The organism is Agrobacterium tumefaciens (assembly GCF_031801495.1).
In the GTDB taxonomy this organism is placed as follows: domain Bacteria; phylum Pseudomonadota; class Alphaproteobacteria; order Rhizobiales; family Rhizobiaceae; genus Agrobacterium; species Agrobacterium tumefaciens_K.
On sequence record NZ_JAOEGC010000002.1, the window covers coordinates 2,561,490 to 2,579,129 of the forward strand.

The following is a 17,640-nucleotide window of genomic DNA, read 5'->3' on the forward strand; positions in this document are numbered from 1 at the left end:
GTTCGACTTTAGCCCTCAAGCTCTTCGCGCAGCATTTCCAGCTCAAGCCACTCTTCTTCCATGGCCTCAAGCTTTTCGCGCAGCTTGGTCATTTCCTCCGCCAGCTTGTTGAAGGCAGCCGGATCTTTGGTGAACAGGTTGGGGTCCGCCATGCGCTCTTCGCGCTTGGCGATTTCGCCCTGAGCCTTCTCCATTTCCTTCGGCAGATTCTCCAGCGCGAACTTCTGCTTGAAGGAGAGTTTCGCTTTACCCTTGGCTGGTTCCGCAGAAGAAGAAGAAGAAGAGGAGGACGATGCCGCCTTTTCCTTTTCCTGCTTTTCCGCCTTGCGTTTTTCCTCGTTAGCCCCCTTGCGCTGCGCCATCATGTCCGAATAGCCACCGGCATATTCGATCCAGCGCCCATCCGGTGCATCCGGGTTCGCTGGCGCAATGGTGGACGTGACGGTGCGATCGAGAAAATCACGATCGTGGCTGACGAGAATGACCGTGCCGGAAAAACCAGCGACGATTTCCTGCAAAAGATCGAGCGTTTCGATATCGAGGTCGTTGGTCGGCTCGTCGAGGATCAGAAGATTGGTCGGGCGCGCCAGAATACGCGCCAGAATAAGACGGGCGCGCTCGCCGCCAGACAGATTGCGGATCGGTGTGCGGGCCTGTTCCGGCTGGAACAGGAAATCCTTCATGTAACCAGTGACGTGTTTCAGTTCGCCATTGACGATCAGGTTATCGCCGCGTCCGTCCGTCAGATAATAGGCCAGCGTATCGTCGGGGTTCAGATCCTCACGCTTCTGATCGAGGGTGGCGATCTCCAGATTGGTGCCGAGCTTCACCGTACCGCTGTCAGGCGCGAGTTGCCCGGTCAGCATCTTCAGAAGCGTCGTCTTTCCCGCGCCGTTCGGTCCGACAAGACCGATGCAATCGCCGCGATGCACCCGCAGCGAAAACGGAGCAATGATGGTGCGCTCTCCGTAGGACTTGGTGATGGAATCCGCCTCGATCACCAGCTTGCCAGATTCACGCCCCTCCGTCACCGTTGCCTGCACGGAACCCTGCGGCCCCTTGTGGCCGCGATATTCCGCCCTCATCGCCTGCAATTCGCCAACACGGCGCATGTTGCGTTTGCGGCGGGCGGTTACGCCGTAACGCATCCAGTGCTCTTCGCGCTCGATGGCCTTGCCGAGCTTGTGCTGCTCCAGCTCCTCCTCTTCCAGCACCTTGTCGCGCCATTCCTCGAAATGCGCGAAACCTCGGTTGAGGCGGCGGGATTGACCGCGATCCAGCCAGACGGTGGCGTTGGACACCTTTTCCAGAAAGCGGCGGTCGTGCGAAATCAGCACTAGCGCGCTGCGCGTCTGCTGCAATTCGTCTTCCAGCCATTCGATAGTTGGCAGGTCCAGATGGTTGGTCGGTTCGTCCAGCATCAGAATGTCCGGCTGCGGCGCCATGACACGCGCCAGCGCCGCACGACGCGCCTCACCACCCGAAAGGTTCTGCGGATGCTCCTGCCCCGTCAGCCCCAGATGTTCTAGAATGTAGGTGACGCGATAGGGATCATCACCCGGCCCAAGCCCGGCCTCGGCATAGGCCTGCACGGTATCGTAACCGGCAAAATCAGGAGCCTGCTCCAGATAACGGATCGTTGCCGACGGATGACGGAAAACCTCGCCCGACTGCGCCTCGACCAGACCGGCGGCGATTTTCATCAGCGTCGATTTGCCCGAGCCATTGCGTCCGACAAGGCAGATGCGGTCACCCGGCTCCACCTGAAGGTTCGCACCGTCAAGCAGCGGCGTCACGCCGAAGGTGAGTTTGATATCGTCGAGTTTGAGAATAGGGGGTGCCAAGGCGTCAGGCTCCGGTCAGATCATAGGGTCGGGCGAGCACGATGGCTTTTCCGCTTTGCAGCGAAAAATGCGCAAGGCCACCATTCGCGACGTTGGAAATAGTGCGGGACGAACCGAAAGCAAGCGCGAAATCCTCAAGAGGATAACGCACATTGGTGATGGTCAGTCCCTTGAGGGCTGAAATGCCAGCGACGGAAAACAAGGCGCTTTCCGGCAGGTCGATATCAAGGACGCCGGGCAGCAGCGGGTAGGCTTCCTCTTCTCCGGATGTCAGCACAACCTCGAAACCACGTTCCGTAAGTGCCACCGCATAGAGGAAATGCTGAAGGGCGTGGTCGCTGCGCTCTCCGCCAAGCGCACCGGCGAGAACCAGCGACCGCGCACCGCGGTTGATGGCTTCCGACACGGCAATCTCGCCGTCCGTCACGGCTTTTGCCGCCGGGTAAGGCTGGCGCTCCACCTTCGGCCATTGATCCAGTAGGCCTGGCTCGGCGGAATCGAAATCCCCCACCCACAGCTCCGGTGAAAGACCAAGCGCTGATGCATGGCGCATACCGCTATCGGCCGCGATCACGCGCGTACCGGAAACCGCACTTTTCAGGCGATCCGTAACGGTGACATCTCCGCCGAGCAGAATGGTGAAGCGTTGTGTTTCCATGCCTTGCCTTATCGCAGGTGAGGCCACAATGGAAAGGCTGAAACCCTGAGAAAACCGCCGATATTGATTTTCTGAGCGCGCGGGATTATGTAGTCCGCCAGTGGTGATTTGCCGACCGGCTTGCAGCCACTTTAAAGAAGTCGCTAAAGGGTCGAGGAAAAAGGCAATTTCCTGGAGCCGGTTGCGATTTCGCTGCCGGTTTTTTTGTTTTCACGGCCTTCGGCAGCCTGAAAGTGAGAGTTCGACATGCCAATCAAGATTCCAGATACCCTCCCCGCCTTCGAAACCCTCGTGCATGAGGGCGTGCGGGTCATGACCGAAACGGCAGCTATCCGTCAGGATATCCGCCCGCTCCAGATCGGACTTTTGAATCTCATGCCGAACAAGATAAAGACCGAGCTTCAGATGGCCCGCCTTGTCGGCGCCTCCCCGCTGCAGGTGGAACTGTCGCTCGTGCGCATCGGCGGTCATCGCGCCAAGAACACACCGGAAGAACACCTGCTATCCTTCTACGAAACGTGGGAAGAGGTTCGCCACCGCAAGTTCGACGGTTTCATCATCACCGGCGCGCCGGTTGAAACACTCGCCTACGAAGACGTGACCTATTGGGACGAGATGCAGAAGATCTTCGAATGGACGCAGACCAACGTCCACTCGACGCTGAACGTCTGCTGGGGTGCCATGGCGGCGATCTATCACTTCCATGGCGTTCCCAAGCACGAGCTGAAGGAAAAGGCATTCGGTGTTTATCGCCATCGCAACCTCAGCCCCTCCTCCATCTATCTGAATGGCTTTTCCGATGACTTCCAGGTGCCGGTTTCCCGCTGGACAGAAGTGCGCCGCGCCGACATCGAAAAATGCCCGGATCTGGAAATTTTGATGGAATCCGAAGAGATGGGCGTGTGCCTGGTGCATGAAAAGCAGGGCAACCGGCTCTACATGTTCAACCATGTGGAATATGATTCGACATCGCTTTCGGATGAATATTTCCGCGACGTGAACGCTGGCGTCCCCATCAAGCTGCCACATGACTACTTCCCGCACAACGACCCGGAGCTGACCCCGCTCAACCGCTGGAGAAGCCACGCGCATCTGTTTTTCGGCAACTGGATCAACGAGATATACCAGACCACTCCCTACGATCTCGACGCTATCGGAGAACTTGCCGCATAAAACGCGATTGCACATCGCCGGAAAATAACGCAACGTCCGCCGGTCATTACAAGGTGGGAGAACAGGGAATGAGCGACGCGGCGGCACGGGAAAATTTCGGTTTCACCGCAACCGGGGAAAAGGTCGAGCGCGTAACCATATCCAAGGGCGGATTGACGGCGAAGGTCATCACCTGGGGCGCAGTTATTCAGGATCTACGCCTCGAAGGCCATCAGCCGCCGCTCGTTCTGGGCTTCGACAAGTTCGAGGATTACAGATATTCCTCCTATTTCGGAGCCACGCCCGGCCGCAATGCCAACCGTATCGGCGACGGCAGGTTCTCCATTGATGGGCACGAATACCAGCTTGAACTGAATGAAAAAGGCGTCACGCACCTGCATGGCGGCAGTGACGGTCTGGGCAAACGGAACTGGATGCTGATGGAACATGGCGAAAGCCACGTCGTGCTTGAAATCATCGACCCCGATGGCCGCGCCGGCTATCCCGGCAACTGCACGGTGACGGCGACATACACGATCCTCGACGGCGGCGTGCTGTCGGTCGTTTATGAAACGACCACCGACAAACCAACCATCGCCAATATCTGCCAGCATTCCTATTTCAATCTGGACGGAGCCGACACGGCACTCGGCCACGAGATCGAGATCGCGGCGAATTACTACCTGCCGACCAACGAGAAACAGATCCCGACCGGCGAAATCCGCCCTGTCGATGGCACTGTTTTCGATCTTCGCCATCCCACGCCGATGCGCCGCAAGGACAACGGCGAACAGGTGCTTTACGACCACAATTTCTGCCTGTCGCCGGAGCGCCGCGCCAAGCGCAAGGTCGCCCGCGTCTACGCACCTGCATCCGATATCGCTCTCGAAGTCCACACGACTGAACCCGGCGTGCAATTTTATTCAGCCTTCAAGCTCGACGTTCCTGTTCCAGGCCTCGACGGCCGCACCTATGGACCGTTCGCAGGGTTTTGCCTTGAAACGCAGAACTGGCCGGATGCCCCCAATCACGCCGATTTCCCGCACGCGATCCTGCTTCCCGGCGAAACCCTGCGGCAGGAAACGGACTACATTTTCAAGAAGGGTTGATTGGCCTTATTCCAGCACGCAGCCGACATATGCGCCTGACGCCCGTGCGCGCCTTTCTATGACGCCCGCAAGCCGCTGCAAACCGCGCCCCGGCTTGCTGGCTACCCGGTCGATCGGGTTTGGCAATGAAACAGCCAGCAAAGCTGCCTGACGAGAACTGAGCTTCGAGGCGGACACCTTGAAGTGATGCTGCGCGGCAGCCTCGATGCCGTAGATGCCCGGACCCCATTCGGCGATGTTGAGATAGATCTCCATCATCCGCTTTTTCGACCACACCACATCGGCGGCCACGGCGAGCGGCAGCTCAAGTCCCTTGCGCAGGAAAGACCGGCCATTCCAGAGAAAGAGATTTTTGGCGGTCTGCATGGGAATAGTGCTGGCGCCACGCGTGGACGCACCTTCAAGCGCATCCGTCACGACAGACTGCATCTGGTTCCAGTCCACGCCACCGTGGAAACAGAACTGTCCGTCCTCGGACATCATCACCGACTGAACAAGGCGTGGAGAAATATCCTCAAGCGGAACCCAACGCCGGTCATATCCTTGAAAAGTGACGAGATCGGCAAGCATGAGCGTGGAAACAGGCCGCATGAACGGAAGCGCGTAAACCGGGATAAGCAGATACGGCAGGATCAGCAATGCCAGCAAAAACATGACGAAACGCTTTGCCAACGTGCGAAAATCCACCTTCGGACTGCTCCGGTCTTCCGCCAGCACGGCGTAGTCTGCGTCGCTTTCAGGCGTGCTGCTCAATGTTTTCCCACCCAGGCTGATCGAAGCCTTTCATATTCCATTGCCATGTTCAAGGCGAGTCCGGTCATATGGGTTCCCTCAGGGAATCACGAAAAGGTTTGCCTGGCTCCGCGTGGCATGCCAAAGAGCGCCATATGGACGCTGTTATGACGACTTTTGAAACGCGGCTGCGCGACAGCGCGGCAAAGACCGAAGCTCTGCTGGAACGCCTGCTTTCAAGCGACGTTCGCCCGGATGAGATCGCTCGCCCGCAGAACCTTCTCGACGCCATGCGCCATGGCGTGCTGAACGGCGGAAAACGGCTGCGGCCGTTCCTCGTCATCGAAAGTGCTGCCCTTCTCGGCGGCAACGAACAGGCGGCGCATCATGTCGGCGCGGCACTCGAATGCATGCATTGTTATTCGCTCGTCCATGACGATCTGCCAGCGATGGACAATGACGACCTGCGTCGTGGCCAACCCACGGTCCACCGCAAGTTTGATGAAGCAACGGCGATTCTCGCGGGCGACAGTCTTTTGACGCAGGCATTCGACATCATTGCGTCCGACGACAATCCGCTTGAGGCCGATCGCAAGGCAGCTCTGGTGCTGGCATTGGCGCGCGCCGCCGGTATCGGCGGTATGGCGGGTGGGCAGGCGCTGGACCTTGCGGCCGAAAAGCAGGCTCCCGATGAGGCCGGTATCGTCACTTTGCAGGCGATGAAAACCGGTGCGCTCATCCGTTTTGCCTGCGAGGCAGGTGCCATCATCGCCGGAAGCGATACGGTGGAACGGCAGAGGTTGCGCGTCTTCGGCGAAAAGATCGGTCTGGCCTTCCAGCTTGCCGACGATCTCCTGGATCTGACGGCCGATGCGGCAACCATGGGCAAGGCAACGGGCAAGGATGCCGCTCGCGGCAAGGGCACGCTGGTTGCGCTGCGTGGCGAAACCTGGGCGCGCGAGAAACTTCGTGAGCAGGTTACGGAAGCAGCTGAACTGCTTTCACCCTATGGCGCCAAGGCCGATGTCCTGATTGCCGCGGCGCGGTTCATCGCCGAGCGCAAGAACTGAGCCGGACGTTCCGGCTCAGCGTTTTCCCGAGATAGATCAGCCCTGCGTCAGCGGTGAAATCAGCACTTCTACACGGCGGTTCTGCGCTCGGCCGTCCGGCGTCGCATTGGATGCGATCGGCTGCGACGGGCCAAAGCCAAGGGTCGAGATACGGCGCTGGTCAACACCGCGCGCGCCGAGGTAGTTGGCGACAGACGCCGCACGACGCTCCGAAAGCGCCTGATTGTGCTGGAGGCTACCCGTCGAATCCGTATGACCATTGATGTCGATCAGGGTACGGTTGAACTTGTTCAGCACGATCCCGACGGAATCGAGTGTCGCATAGAACGGCGGAATGACCTGATCCTGATCGGTCGCGAAGGTAATGTTCGATGGCATGTTCAGGACGATGCTGTCGCCGCGACGGGTCACGGAAACGCCTGTGCCCTGCAGTTGCTGGCGAAGTTCGGCTTCCTGGTTGTCCATATAGCCGCCGATCGCGCCACCGGCCAATGCGCCGATGCCTGCACCGATCAGGGCGTTACGACCCTTGTTGCCACCGCCGATGGCAAGACCACCAATAGCACCAGCGACAGCGCCGATGCCCGCGCCACCCGCCATGTTGGAAACCTTCTGCTCACCGGTATAGGGATCGGTGGTCGTGCAGGCAGAAAGATATGTCGCGCAGACGGCAACGATCGCGATTTTTTTGATCATGTGTTTTGATGCTCCGAGTGGTTCAGGAGGTATGAAAGAGGATTTCCGGCCTTTTCACGGTCATCGTTACTCCGCCGCGTCTTTTCGGCCAAAACGCTTTTCGATGTAGTCGATCACGAGCGCTTCGAAATCGCCAGCGATGTTCGGGCCACGCAGGGTGAGCGCCTTCTCGCCATCGATGAAGACAGGTGCGGCCGGGCTTTCACCGGTTCCCGGCAGCGAAATGCCGATATCAGCATGTTTGCTCTCGCCCGGACCGTTGACGATACAGCCCATGACCGCAACATTGAGCGCTTCGACACCTGGATATTTTTCCCGCCAGACCGGCATGTTCTTGCGAATGTCGTTCTGGATGTTCTGCGCCAGTTCCTGAAACACCGTGGACGTGGTACGGCCGCAACCGGGACAAGCCGCCACGACCGGAATGAACTGACGGAAGCCCATGACCTGCAAAAGTTCCTGCGCCACCTGCACCTCGCGGGTGCGGTCACCGTTCGGCTCCGGTGTCAGAGAGACGCGGATCGTGTCGCCGATGCCGTGCTGCAGGACATAGCCCATGGCCGCAGACGAGGCGACGATACCCTTGGAACCCATGCCCGCTTCGGTCAGGCCAAGATGCAGCGCATGGTCGGAACGTTCGGACAGCATCGAATAGACGGCGATCAGATCCTGCACCTGGCTGACCTTGGCCGACAGGATGATGCGGTTGCGCGGCAAACCGATGTCTTCGGCAAGCTCGGCAGAAATCAGCGCCGACTGGACGATGGCTTCGCGCGTGACTTGGCGGGCGGAGAGCGGAAAACCCTCCTCCTTGTTCTTGTCCATCAGGGTCGTCAGCAGTTCCTGATCGAGCGACCCCCAGTTGACGCCGATGCGTACGGGCTTGTCGTAGCGGATCGCCATCTCGATGATATCGCCGAACTGCTTGTCCTTCTTGTCCTTGAATCCGACATTGCCCGGGTTGATGCGATATTTCGCCAGCGCCTCGGCACAGGCCGGGTGATCGGCCAGCAGCTTGTGGCCGATATAATGGAAGTCACCCACCAGCGGGACGTCCAGACCAAGCCGCAACAGGCGATCACGGATTTTCGGAACGGCCGCAGCACTTTCATCGCGATCGACGGTGATGCGGACGATTTCCGATCCGGCCCGGGACAGCGCCGCCACCTGCTGTACAGTGGCGTCGATGTCTGCAGTATCGGTATTGGTCATGGATTGCACGACCACGGGCGCACCACCTCCAACGATGACACCACCCACATCCACAGCGACAGATGCGCGGCGGGGCTTCGGATCGTAATCGGCGTGTGACGTCATTTTTGTCTCTGGGCTTGCGGCAAATCTGGCTATTGAGGTGAAACAAGGGTGAGGCCTTGTCAACACCCAACGCTCATGTGCTTCTACTTTACCGCAATCGTGGCAAAATTCGAGACGGCTATTCCCGCCCTGCGCCATCGGCATGGCGCGCCAGCCTCGAAAGCAACAGCACCACGACATGTAGCAACGGCAGGCAGACGAAGACGAGGGCCAGACCGGTGTGTTCGGCGATGAAACCGATAGCAGACGGCGCAACCAGAATCCCAGAATAACCCATGGTGGTGACGACCGACAGCCCGATCCCCGGCGCCAGTCCCGGCATGTTGCCGGCAGCCGAAAAGGCAATCGGCACCATGTTGGAAATACCGATACCCGCTACGGCAAAGCCGATGATTGCAAGAGTGGAGTTTCCGGCAAGACCGGCGGTCAACAAGCCGATGATCGACATCGTCGAACAGAAACGCAAAGTGTTGACCGCACCGAAACGATCCCGGACGAGATCACCCGCAAATCGCATCACGGCCATCGTCAGGGAGAACGCAGCGAACGCAAAGCCGGACTGCGAGACGGAAGCGCCGAGTTCGTTGCGCAGATAAAGAGCACCCCAATCAAGGATCGCACCTTCCGGGATCATCGAGAACAATGCCATCAGGCCTATGATCCATGGCAGCGGCGTTAACGGCAGGCCGCCCTTCGGACGTTCCTCTTCTGCATGCGGACGGTCAGCAAAAACGCGGGGCCAGGCCACGACCAGCATCACCAGTGCAACAAGCGTCAACGCGATCGCGTGTCCGTTCGCGCCGATCGCGTTGATGAGATATCCGCCGAAACCGGCACCGATCAGACCTCCGAGGCTCCAGAAGGCATGGCAGGACGACATGATCGCACGGCGCATGTCGCGTTCGACAGCAACCGCATTCGCGTTCATGGCCACGTCCATCGCCCCTGTCAGACCGCCGAACAGGAAAACGGCAATAACGCCCACCCAGATCGTATTCGCCCAGGTGATGAACAGCAGGGTCGGCAGAAATAGAACGGCTGCGGCCAGAGAAACGGTACGCGAACCGAAACGGGCAATCTGCGAGCCGGCAACCGGCATGAACAGAAGCGAACCGATACCGAACACCAGAATGACAAGACCGAGCGCACTTTCGCTCAAAGAGAGCCGGGTCGAAAATTCGGGAATTTTCGGCGCCCATGACCCCATCATGAAACCGTTCATCAAAAACAGCAGCGAAACGCCAAGCCGGTTGCGCGTGAAATAGGATGCGCGTGCCGGTGTGGATGCAAAAGTCGCAGGACCGTTCATCAAAAAATCCTTCAGGCTTGAACGCGGTCAATCGGCACCGCGGAGGTATCTGCAAAACGTAGATTTACGCCGCGCGCCATAAGCACATCGACAGTCTCCTGTTCAATGTCACGCTCCAGCGCGAGCGAAAGCGTTGGCGAAAGGTCATGGACATGAAATGCAGCCCTGTGGCCAAGCTTTTCTGTCGTGATGGCGGCCACGACCCGTTCGCTGGCACTGCATGCCAGCCTTTTGAAAACGGCGTCCTCGAACACATCGGCCGACAGGCCGGTTTCAGTGCTCATGCCGCAGACGCCGAGAATGCACAGGTCCGGCCGCATGAGTTCAAGCTGCCGCAGCGCCATGGCGTCAATCGCGGCACCAACCGCCGGATCGACCTTTCCGCCGATCAGAACGAGATCGATCCCCGTACGGCCCGTCAGCTCGGCAGCGATCGCAGGCGTGTTCGTCACCACAGTCAGTGGCACATCTACCGGAATTGCACGCGCAATCGCGAGATTGGTGGATCCCGCATCGATAAAGACAACCATTCCGGCTTCAAGGAGCGGTACAACCGCAGCGGCAAGAAGCGCCTTGCGGTCGGCATCTTCAGCGATACGCGTCTTCAATGGTACAGTGCTGCTCTCGGCAAGCAGTGCTCCGCCATAGACTCTCTGGCACTCGCCCCTTCCCGCCATCTCGCGCAGATCACGACGGATGGTATCTTCGGAAACACCGAAACTTTCGGCAAGGGTCTGCGCCAGCACACGGCCGCTTTGCCGCAACCGCGCGAGGATGAGCGCCTGCCGCTCACTGACAAAATGTTCGTTCATATCGCTTCACGGATAAACATGTAGAAACGTGCAAGAACACGCATATTTTAGTTTTACCGAAAGCGCAACAGCAAAACGCCCGCCAAAATGGCGGGCGCCGTGCAAATTCAACGCTATTCGCTGGTTGCTGATTAACCGGCGTAAGCCAGCAGCAAATCCTTTGCATCGATCTGATCGCCCTGCCGGACGAGGACTTCTGCGATTTTCCCTTCCCGCTCGGCATGCAGCGCCGTTTCCATTTTCATGGCCTCAATGGAGAGCAGCACGTCGCCTGCCTTCACCGCCTGCCCCGGGCTCACGAAGACGCGGCTGATGACACCCGGCATCGGGGCGCCGACATGGACAGCGTTGCCCGGCTCCGCCTTGCGACGGACGGCAGAACCGGTTGCGCCATGAGCACGATCCGGAACCTTGATACGGCGTGGCTGGCCGTTGATCTCGAAGAACACCGTCACCATGCCCTTGTCATCCGTGCCGGACGATGCCTGATTGACGATCACCAGCGTCTTGCCGCGCTCGATGTCAGCAAACAGTTCCTCACCGTCCTCCATCCCGTAGAAATAGGCATGGGTCGGCAGCACCGAAACCGGACCATAGGTTTCCGCCGTCAGGGCAAAATCCGTGAACACCTTCGGATACATCAGATAGGAGGCGAACTCGAAGTCGTCGACCGAACGCTCGAGCTTCGTCTCGATCGCCTTGCGCTCCGCATCCAGATCGGCATCGGCCAGAAGCGAGCCAGGGCGCACCGTATACGGTGCATCGCCCTTCAGCGCCTTTTTCTGCAACGCTTCCGGCCAGCCGCCCGGCGATTGGCCCAGATCGCCTTTCAGCATCGAAACTACCGATTCGGGGAAGGAGACTTCCTTGTCAGGGTTTTCGACGTCGGAAACCGTCAGATCCTGACTGACCATCATCAATGCCATGTCGCCCACCACCTTGGAGGAGGGCGTGACCTTGACGATATCGCCGAACATCTGGTTGGCGTCGGCATAGGCCTGCGCCACCTCATGCCAGCGGCTTTCAAGGCCGAGCGAGCGGGCCTGCTCCTTGAGGTTGGTGAACTGACCGCCCGGCATTTCGTGCAGATAGACTTCCGAAGCCGGTCCCTTGAGATCGCTTTCGAAGGCGGCGTACTGATTGCGAACTGCCTCCCAATAGAAGGAAATGCGGCGGATCCATTCGGCATCCAGCCCCGTATCGCGTTCGGAACCGGCAAGCGCTTCGACGATGGAGCCCAGGCACGGCTGCGAGGTATTGCCGGAGAATGCGTCCATGGCCGCATCCACCGCATCCACACCGGCATCCACGGCAGCAAGCACCGTCGCGGCAGAGATGCCGGACGTATCGTGCGTGTGGAAGTGGATCGGCAGACTGGTCGCCTCACGCAAGGCCTTGAACAGAACTCTTGCCGCCGCAGGCTTCAGCAGACCCGCCATGTCCTTGACGGCGATGATATGCGCACCGGCCTTTTCGAGATCGGCGGCAAGCCCGGTGTAATATTTGAGGTCGTATTTCGGGCGCGCGGAATTGAGAAGATCGCCCGTGTAGCAGATCGCCGCTTCGCAGAGCTTGTTCTCTTCGGCAATCGCATCCATCGACACGCGCATGTTTTCGACCCAGTTCAGGCAGTCGAACACACGGAACAGGTCGATACCGCCCTTGGCGGCCTGACGAACGAAGTATTTCACAACGTTGTCGGGATAGTTCTTGTAGCCCACGCCATTGGCGCCACGCAGAAGCATCTGAAGCAGAAGGTTCGGCGCACCTTCACGGATGAGCGCTAAGCGCTCCCATGGATCTTCCGTCAGGAAGCGCATGGATACGTCGAATGTCGCACCACCCCAGCACTCGAGCGACAGAAGCTGTGGAAGCGCCTTCGCATAGGTACTCGCAACACCAGCAATGTCATGGGTTCTTACACGTGTCGCCAGCAGCGACTGATGACCGTCGCGCATCGTCGTGTCGGTGACGAGAACACGCTTTTCGTTGCGCATCCACTCCGAAAAGCCCTTCGGGCCAAGCTTGTCGAGCACCTGCTTCGTACCATCCGGCGTCGGCGCGTCGATGTAAGGCACGATCGGCTTGGCCGCCTTATCGGATGGCTTCGCACGCCCCTTGGTTTCCGGGTGACCGTTGACGGTGACGTCGGCCAGATAGGTCAGAAGCTTCGTTGCGCGATCCTGCCGCTTGACCTGCGCAAACAACTCGGGCGTCGAATCGATGAAGCGCGTCGTATAGGTATTATCGCGGAACTTCGAATGGCCGATGATGGCTTCGAGGAAGGTAAGGTTCGTGGCAACGCCGCGGATGCGGAATTCGCGCAAGGCGCGATCCATGCGGCTGATCGCCTCTTCCGGTCCCGGCGCCCACGCGGTCACCTTGACCAGCAGCGGATCGTAATACCGCGTGATGACCGCGCCCGTGTAGGACGTGCCGCCATCAAGACGGATACCGAAACCCGACGCCGAACGATAGGCGGTGATACGGCCATAATCTGGAATGAAGTTGTGCTCGGGGTCTTCGGTGGTGATGCGGCACTGGAGCGCATGCCCGTTGAGGCGAATGTTTTCCTGCTTGGGAACGCCCGATTCCGCCGTACCGATTGCGGCCCCCTCGAGGATATGGATCTGCGCCTTGACGATATCGATACCGGTGACCACTTCGGTCACGGTATGCTCCACCTGGATGCGCGGATTGACTTCGATGAAGTAGAATTTGCCGGTATCGGCATCCATCAGATATTCGACGGTGCCTGCCCCGATATAGTTGGTCGCAGCGGCGATCTTCAGCGAATAATTGGCAAGTTCCTGACGCTGCGCTTCACTGAGATAAGGTGCCGGAGCGCGCTCCACGACCTTCTGGTTGCGGCGCTGGATCGAACAATCGCGCTCGAACAGGTGAACGACATTCCCATTCGTGTCGCCAAGAATCTGACTTTCGACGTGGCGGGCTCGTTCAACCAGCTTTTCCAGATAAACCTCGTCCTTGCCGAACGCCGCCTTGGCCTCGCGCTTTGCTTCCGTCACCTCGCGGGCAAGGTCTTCCTTCTTGCGGATGGCTCGCATGCCGCGGCCACCACCGCCCCAGGAGGCCTTGAGCATGACCGGATAGCCGATCTCCTCGGCCATGCGCTCCACTTCGGCCATATCGTCAGGCAGCGGTTCGGTTGCGGGAACAACGGGAACGCCAACCGAAATCGCCAGATTGCGGGCGGCGACCTTGTTGCCGAGCTGGCGCATGGTATCGGCAGTCGGGCCAATGAAGATGATTCCTGCCTCGTTGCAGGCCTCTACAAATTCGGGGCTTTCCGACAGGAGCCCGTAACCGGGGTGGATGGCATCCGCGCCGGCCAGTCTGGCAACCCGAATGATCTCCTCGATCGAAAGATAGCTTTCAATCGGCCCCATGTCTTTTGCAAGGTGCGGTCCACGTCCTACCTGATAACTCTCGTCCGCCTTGAAACGATGGAGCGACAGCTTGTCCTCCTCAGCCCAGATAGCGACTGTTTTTATTCCAAGCTCATTGGCTGCCCGGAAAACACGGATCGCTATTTCAGAGCGGTTCGCGACAAGTAGTTTCGAAATTTTCAAGACTGTCTCCCCAGAAACAAAAGAAGTTTTCTGCTGCACCGCGAAATTAAGCAGCAAAAAACGATCTTGGAAAGACCATTTACGGCCGGAAGCGACTGCACCGGCCCTCTGGGGGCATAGAATTTTTAAATCGATTGAAAAACTTCAACCAACTTTCATCGTCTCAAGGGTGTGGCTTAGAGACCGAAGTTAGCTAAGCAGGCCACGCCGAAAAGCGAGAGCAATCGTATGCTGTCGGTTTTTGGCGCTGAAGCGACGCTGTATTCCATTGATGTACCAGTCGACGGTATGACTGGAGATCGACAGTTTACGCCCGATTTCCGTCGACGTCATACCGTCAGCCATCAATGTCAGCACCTCCATTTCCCGTTTCGTCAACTCCGGAGAGGACATTTCAGGAAGATTGAGAATAGAGTTGGCCTGACCTGAAAGATCGAGCAAGCGCCAGAACACAGCGCGCATCGCAGAATCAAACAGTTCGATATCGATGGCCTTCAATTGCCTGTCCTGCCCACCGATGAACACCGCCCCGATAAATCCAGCCCGCCCGTGAACCGGAAAGGCGTATCCACCTTCCAGCCCGTAGCGGCTGGCGTCGTGAAAAAAGCTGGCCGCCCTTTTTCGATGCATTGCCCGCGGCAGCTCACCCAGCGCATCTTTCCAGTGAAACGGCTTGTGCACCATGCCGATCAGCTTTTTGACCGGATCGACGAGGCTATACTTTTTGGCGCGATATACGTCCAACCAGCCATCCGGCAGGTTCTGAGCAAGGATGTATCCACCAGACGTGAGGTCGCCGGCCATGCGTCTGCTGACAATAAAATACTCAAAACCGTATTGTTTAAGGAAAGCCGTAAATTCCGAGCGGACATCATCCACGTTTCCGATCTGATGGCATGTGGAGATGAAATGAACGATACTATGCATAAAGACGCATGCCCAAAGCTTCGCGTGTTGACAGGTGATTGATGGACATGGTCCCGCAGTGACGTCATGTTACTCGGGCGCCGGTACAGGGAGATTGCGCAGAACGTCGTTATCAATCACTGAAACGATACCGCAAAATCTTGTTAGGGCAACTCCAGACATTGGTGCAGCGATTGCTCGACCAAATGGCATGGAGATATTTGTTAAGGCACCATTCAGACAGAAAGAGCGATAATCGAGGAGATTTCGCTGCCTTGCGCAGCTTTACGCAAGCGCAAGGGTTCGGAAAACGGCCCATCAACCGCTAGACAAAAGACGCCCGGATTGGATTGAAAATTTGACTTTGTTTCAGGTTTACACGCGCGCTCTGCGCTATCTGACCGTCCACAAATGGCGCGTGACGGTCGTCGTCATTGCCAACGTCATTCTTGCCGCAATCACCATCGCCGAACCCGTTCTTTTCGGGCGGATCATCGACGCCATCTCCTCCGGCTCGGATGTCACGGCCATTCTTGCGCTTTGGGCAGGTTTCGGCGTTTTCAACACGGTCGCTTACGTTGCCGTCGCCCGCGAGGCTGACAGGTTGGCGCATGGCCGCCGCGCCACGCTTCTGACGGAGGCGTTCGGACGCATCATTTCCATGCCTCTGTCCTGGCATCACCAGCGTGGAACCTCGAACGCCCTGCATACATTGCTTCGCGCCAGCGAAACGCTGTTCGGCCTCTGGCTGGAATTCATGCGTACGCATCTGGCGACATTCGTGGCCCTCGTGCTTCTGGTGCCGACCGCCATGTCGATGGATCTCCGCCTCAGCTTCGTGCTGATCGGCCTCGGCATCGTCTATTGGTTCATCGGCAAGTGGGTGATGGGCCGGACGAAGGACGGTCAGGCGTCCGTCGAGGAACATTATCACAGCGTTTTTGCGCATGTCAGCGATTCCATCAGCAACGTTTCTGTGCTGCACAGCTACAACCGCATCGAAGCGGAAACGAAAGCGCTGAAGTCGTTCACGGAAAAGCTGCTGAGCGCCCAGTATCCGGTTCTCGACTGGTGGGCATTCGCCAGCGCGCTGAACCGCACGGCATCCACCGTTTCAATGATGATCATTCTCATCATCGGCACCATTCTCGTGAAGAACGGCGAGCTACGCGTCGGCGATGTCATTGCATTCATAGGCTTCGCAAACCTGCTCATTGGCCGCCTGGACCAGATGCGCCAGTTCGTGACGCAGATTTTCGAGGCCCGCGCCAAGCTTGAAGACTTCTTCGTTCTGGAAGATTCCGTGAAGGAACGCGAAGAGCCGGGCAATGCCGGTGAACTGACCAACGTTTCGGGCACCGTGGAATTCAGGAACATCAACTTCGGTTTTGCCAATACGAAGCAGGGCGTTCACGACATTTCATTCACCGCCAAGGCCGGTGAAACAGTGGCGATCGTAGGCCCGACGGGTGCCGGCAAGACTACGCTCATCAATCTCCTGCAGCGTGTCTACGACCCGAACTCCGGCCAGATTCTGATCGACGGAACAGATATTTCGACCGTTACCAAGCAGTCGCTGAGAAATTCCATAGCAACCGTCTTCCAGGACGCCGGACTGCTCAACCGCTCGATCAAGGAAAACATCCGGCTTGGTCGCGAGTCGGCAACCGATGCGGAAGTCATTGAAGCAGCAGCAGCAGCGGCCGCCACCGATTTCATCGACAGCCGCATCAACGGTTATCTGACGCAGGTCGGAGAACGCGGCAACCGGCTTTCCGGAGGCGAGCGCCAGCGCATCGCTATCGCCCGCGCCATCCTCAAGAATGCACCGATCCTCGTCCTCGACGAAGCGACCAGCGCCCTCGATGTAGAAACCGAGGCTCGCGTGAAGGCTGCAGTGGATGCGCTTAGAAAGAATCGTACGACATTCATCATTGCGCACCGCCTCTCGACGGTCAGAGACGCCGATCTCGTGCTGTTCCTCGATCAGGGCAGGATCATTGAAAAGGGTACGTTCGATGAACTGAGCCAGCGTGGCGGACGCTTCACGTCGCTGCTGCGCGCCAGCGGGCTGCTGACGGACGAAAGCGGCAACGGCCAGCCGAAGGCAATTGCTTCTTAACATCCCAAATCGAGATCCTTTCCATTGAACGGGCGGACAGGCAATGTCCGCCCGTTTTGTTGTTGATGGCCTACGGGCGCATCGGCAGAAAAACCGGGACCGATTTTCAGAAAAGACCGACGCATGGATTTGACGAGCGGCAGCGCCTTTTGCCCGCGAGAAAAGACGCGCTTGCGCACAGCCACACCGGCGCAAAGTCTTGCTTGTAAAACCGAGACTTGGCGGATTGCCGCGAACGGCACGTCGCGACTTTACCTTAGAGCAAATGTAGGGCTTGGCTTGAGCTGGAGGCACTGTCGACCACCCGGCCGACCCGGCAG

Annotated in this window: 14 protein-coding genes and 1 riboswitch; of the genes, 4 read left to right on the forward strand and 10 right to left on the reverse strand. The window is 58.4% G+C overall.

Going from position 1 to position 17,640, the window contains the following annotated elements; translation table 11 throughout:
- Nucleotides 1-8: 8 nt before the first annotated feature.
- Both N7578_RS21765 and N7578_RS21770 read right to left on the reverse strand, forming a co-directional pair.
- Entirely contained in the window at nt 9-1,844 is a 1,836-nt protein-coding gene (locus N7578_RS21765) for an ABC-F family ATP-binding cassette domain-containing protein (RefSeq protein WP_311112294.1), read from the reverse strand.
- Nucleotides 1,845-1,848: 4 nt separating this feature from the next.
- Nucleotides 1,849-2,502: a thiamine diphosphokinase gene (locus N7578_RS21770; RefSeq protein WP_311112295.1), complete on the reverse strand. Its 654-nt coding sequence runs from the start codon at nt 2,500-2,502 to the stop codon at nt 1,849-1,851.
- Nucleotides 2,503-2,592: 90 nt separating this feature from the next.
- Nucleotides 2,593-2,669, forward strand: a riboswitch (SAM riboswitch).
- A gap of 79 nt (nt 2,670-2,748) precedes the next feature.
- On the opposite strand from N7578_RS21770, the gene metA reads away from it, so the two are divergent.
- On the forward strand, nt 2,749-3,675 hold the full coding sequence (gene metA / locus N7578_RS21775; protein ID WP_311112296.1) for a homoserine O-acetyltransferase MetA: 927 nt from the start codon (nt 2,749-2,751) through the stop codon (nt 3,673-3,675).
- Nucleotides 3,676-3,743: 68 nt separating this feature from the next.
- Complete coding sequence (locus N7578_RS21780; RefSeq protein ID WP_311112297.1) at nt 3,744-4,763, forward strand: aldose epimerase family protein; 1,020 nt, start codon at nt 3,744-3,746, stop codon at nt 4,761-4,763.
- Between the two features lie 6 nt (nt 4,764-4,769).
- Here the strand turns inward: N7578_RS21780 and mtgA are convergent, their stop codons facing one another.
- The gene (gene mtgA, locus N7578_RS21785) at nt 4,770-5,417 is read right to left on the reverse strand and encodes a monofunctional biosynthetic peptidoglycan transglycosylase (protein WP_311112584.1); all 648 of its coding nucleotides are present in this window, start codon (nt 5,415-5,417) and stop codon (nt 4,770-4,772) included.
- Nucleotides 5,418-5,650: 233 nt separating this feature from the next.
- Here mtgA and N7578_RS21790 point away from each other — a divergent pair, with 233 nt between their 5' ends.
- Entirely contained in the window at nt 5,651-6,565 is a 915-nt protein-coding gene (locus N7578_RS21790; protein ID WP_311112298.1) for a farnesyl diphosphate synthase, read from the forward strand.
- Between the two features lie 36 nt (nt 6,566-6,601).
- On the opposite strand, the gene N7578_RS21795 is transcribed toward N7578_RS21790, so the two are convergent.
- The 6 genes from N7578_RS21795 to N7578_RS21820 form a co-directional block, all read right to left on the reverse strand.
- The gene (locus N7578_RS21795; RefSeq protein WP_311112299.1) at nt 6,602-7,261 is read right to left on the reverse strand and encodes an OmpA family protein; all 660 of its coding nucleotides are present in this window, start codon (nt 7,259-7,261) and stop codon (nt 6,602-6,604) included.
- Nucleotides 7,262-7,327: 66 nt separating this feature from the next.
- A complete protein-coding gene (gene ispG, locus N7578_RS21800; RefSeq protein ID WP_311112300.1) occupies nt 7,328-8,578 on the reverse strand; it encodes a flavodoxin-dependent (E)-4-hydroxy-3-methylbut-2-enyl-diphosphate synthase in 1,251 nt (416 codons plus the stop codon).
- A gap of 118 nt (nt 8,579-8,696) precedes the next feature.
- Nucleotides 8,697-9,887, reverse strand: a complete 1,191-nt coding sequence (locus N7578_RS21805; RefSeq protein WP_311112301.1) for an MFS transporter — start codon at nt 9,885-9,887, stop codon at nt 8,697-8,699.
- Nucleotides 9,888-9,898: 11 nt separating this feature from the next.
- Nucleotides 9,899-10,699, reverse strand: a complete 801-nt coding sequence (locus N7578_RS21810) for a DeoR/GlpR family DNA-binding transcription regulator (RefSeq protein ID WP_311112302.1) — start codon at nt 10,697-10,699, stop codon at nt 9,899-9,901.
- Between the two features lie 131 nt (nt 10,700-10,830).
- A complete protein-coding gene (gene pyc / locus N7578_RS21815) occupies nt 10,831-14,292 on the reverse strand; it encodes a pyruvate carboxylase (protein ID WP_311112303.1) in 3,462 nt (1,153 codons plus the stop codon).
- A 189-nt stretch (nt 14,293-14,481) separates the two neighbouring features.
- Nucleotides 14,482-15,171 carry a LuxR family transcriptional regulator gene (locus N7578_RS21820; protein WP_311112304.1) on the reverse strand — a complete coding sequence of 230 codons (690 nt, stop codon included), beginning with the start codon at nt 15,169-15,171 and terminating at the stop codon, nt 14,482-14,484.
- A gap of 385 nt (nt 15,172-15,556) precedes the next feature.
- On the opposite strand from N7578_RS21820, the gene N7578_RS21825 reads away from it, so the two are divergent.
- Nucleotides 15,557-17,320, forward strand: a complete 1,764-nt coding sequence (locus N7578_RS21825) for a glucan ABC transporter ATP-binding protein/ permease (protein WP_311112305.1) — start codon at nt 15,557-15,559, stop codon at nt 17,318-17,320.
- Here N7578_RS21825 and N7578_RS21830 read toward each other — a convergent pair.
- Nucleotides 17,317-17,562, reverse strand: a complete 246-nt coding sequence (locus N7578_RS21830) for a hypothetical protein (protein WP_311112306.1) — start codon at nt 17,560-17,562, stop codon at nt 17,317-17,319. The genes N7578_RS21825 and N7578_RS21830 overlap by 4 nt on opposite strands.
- Between the last annotated feature and the right edge of the window lie 78 nt (nt 17,563-17,640).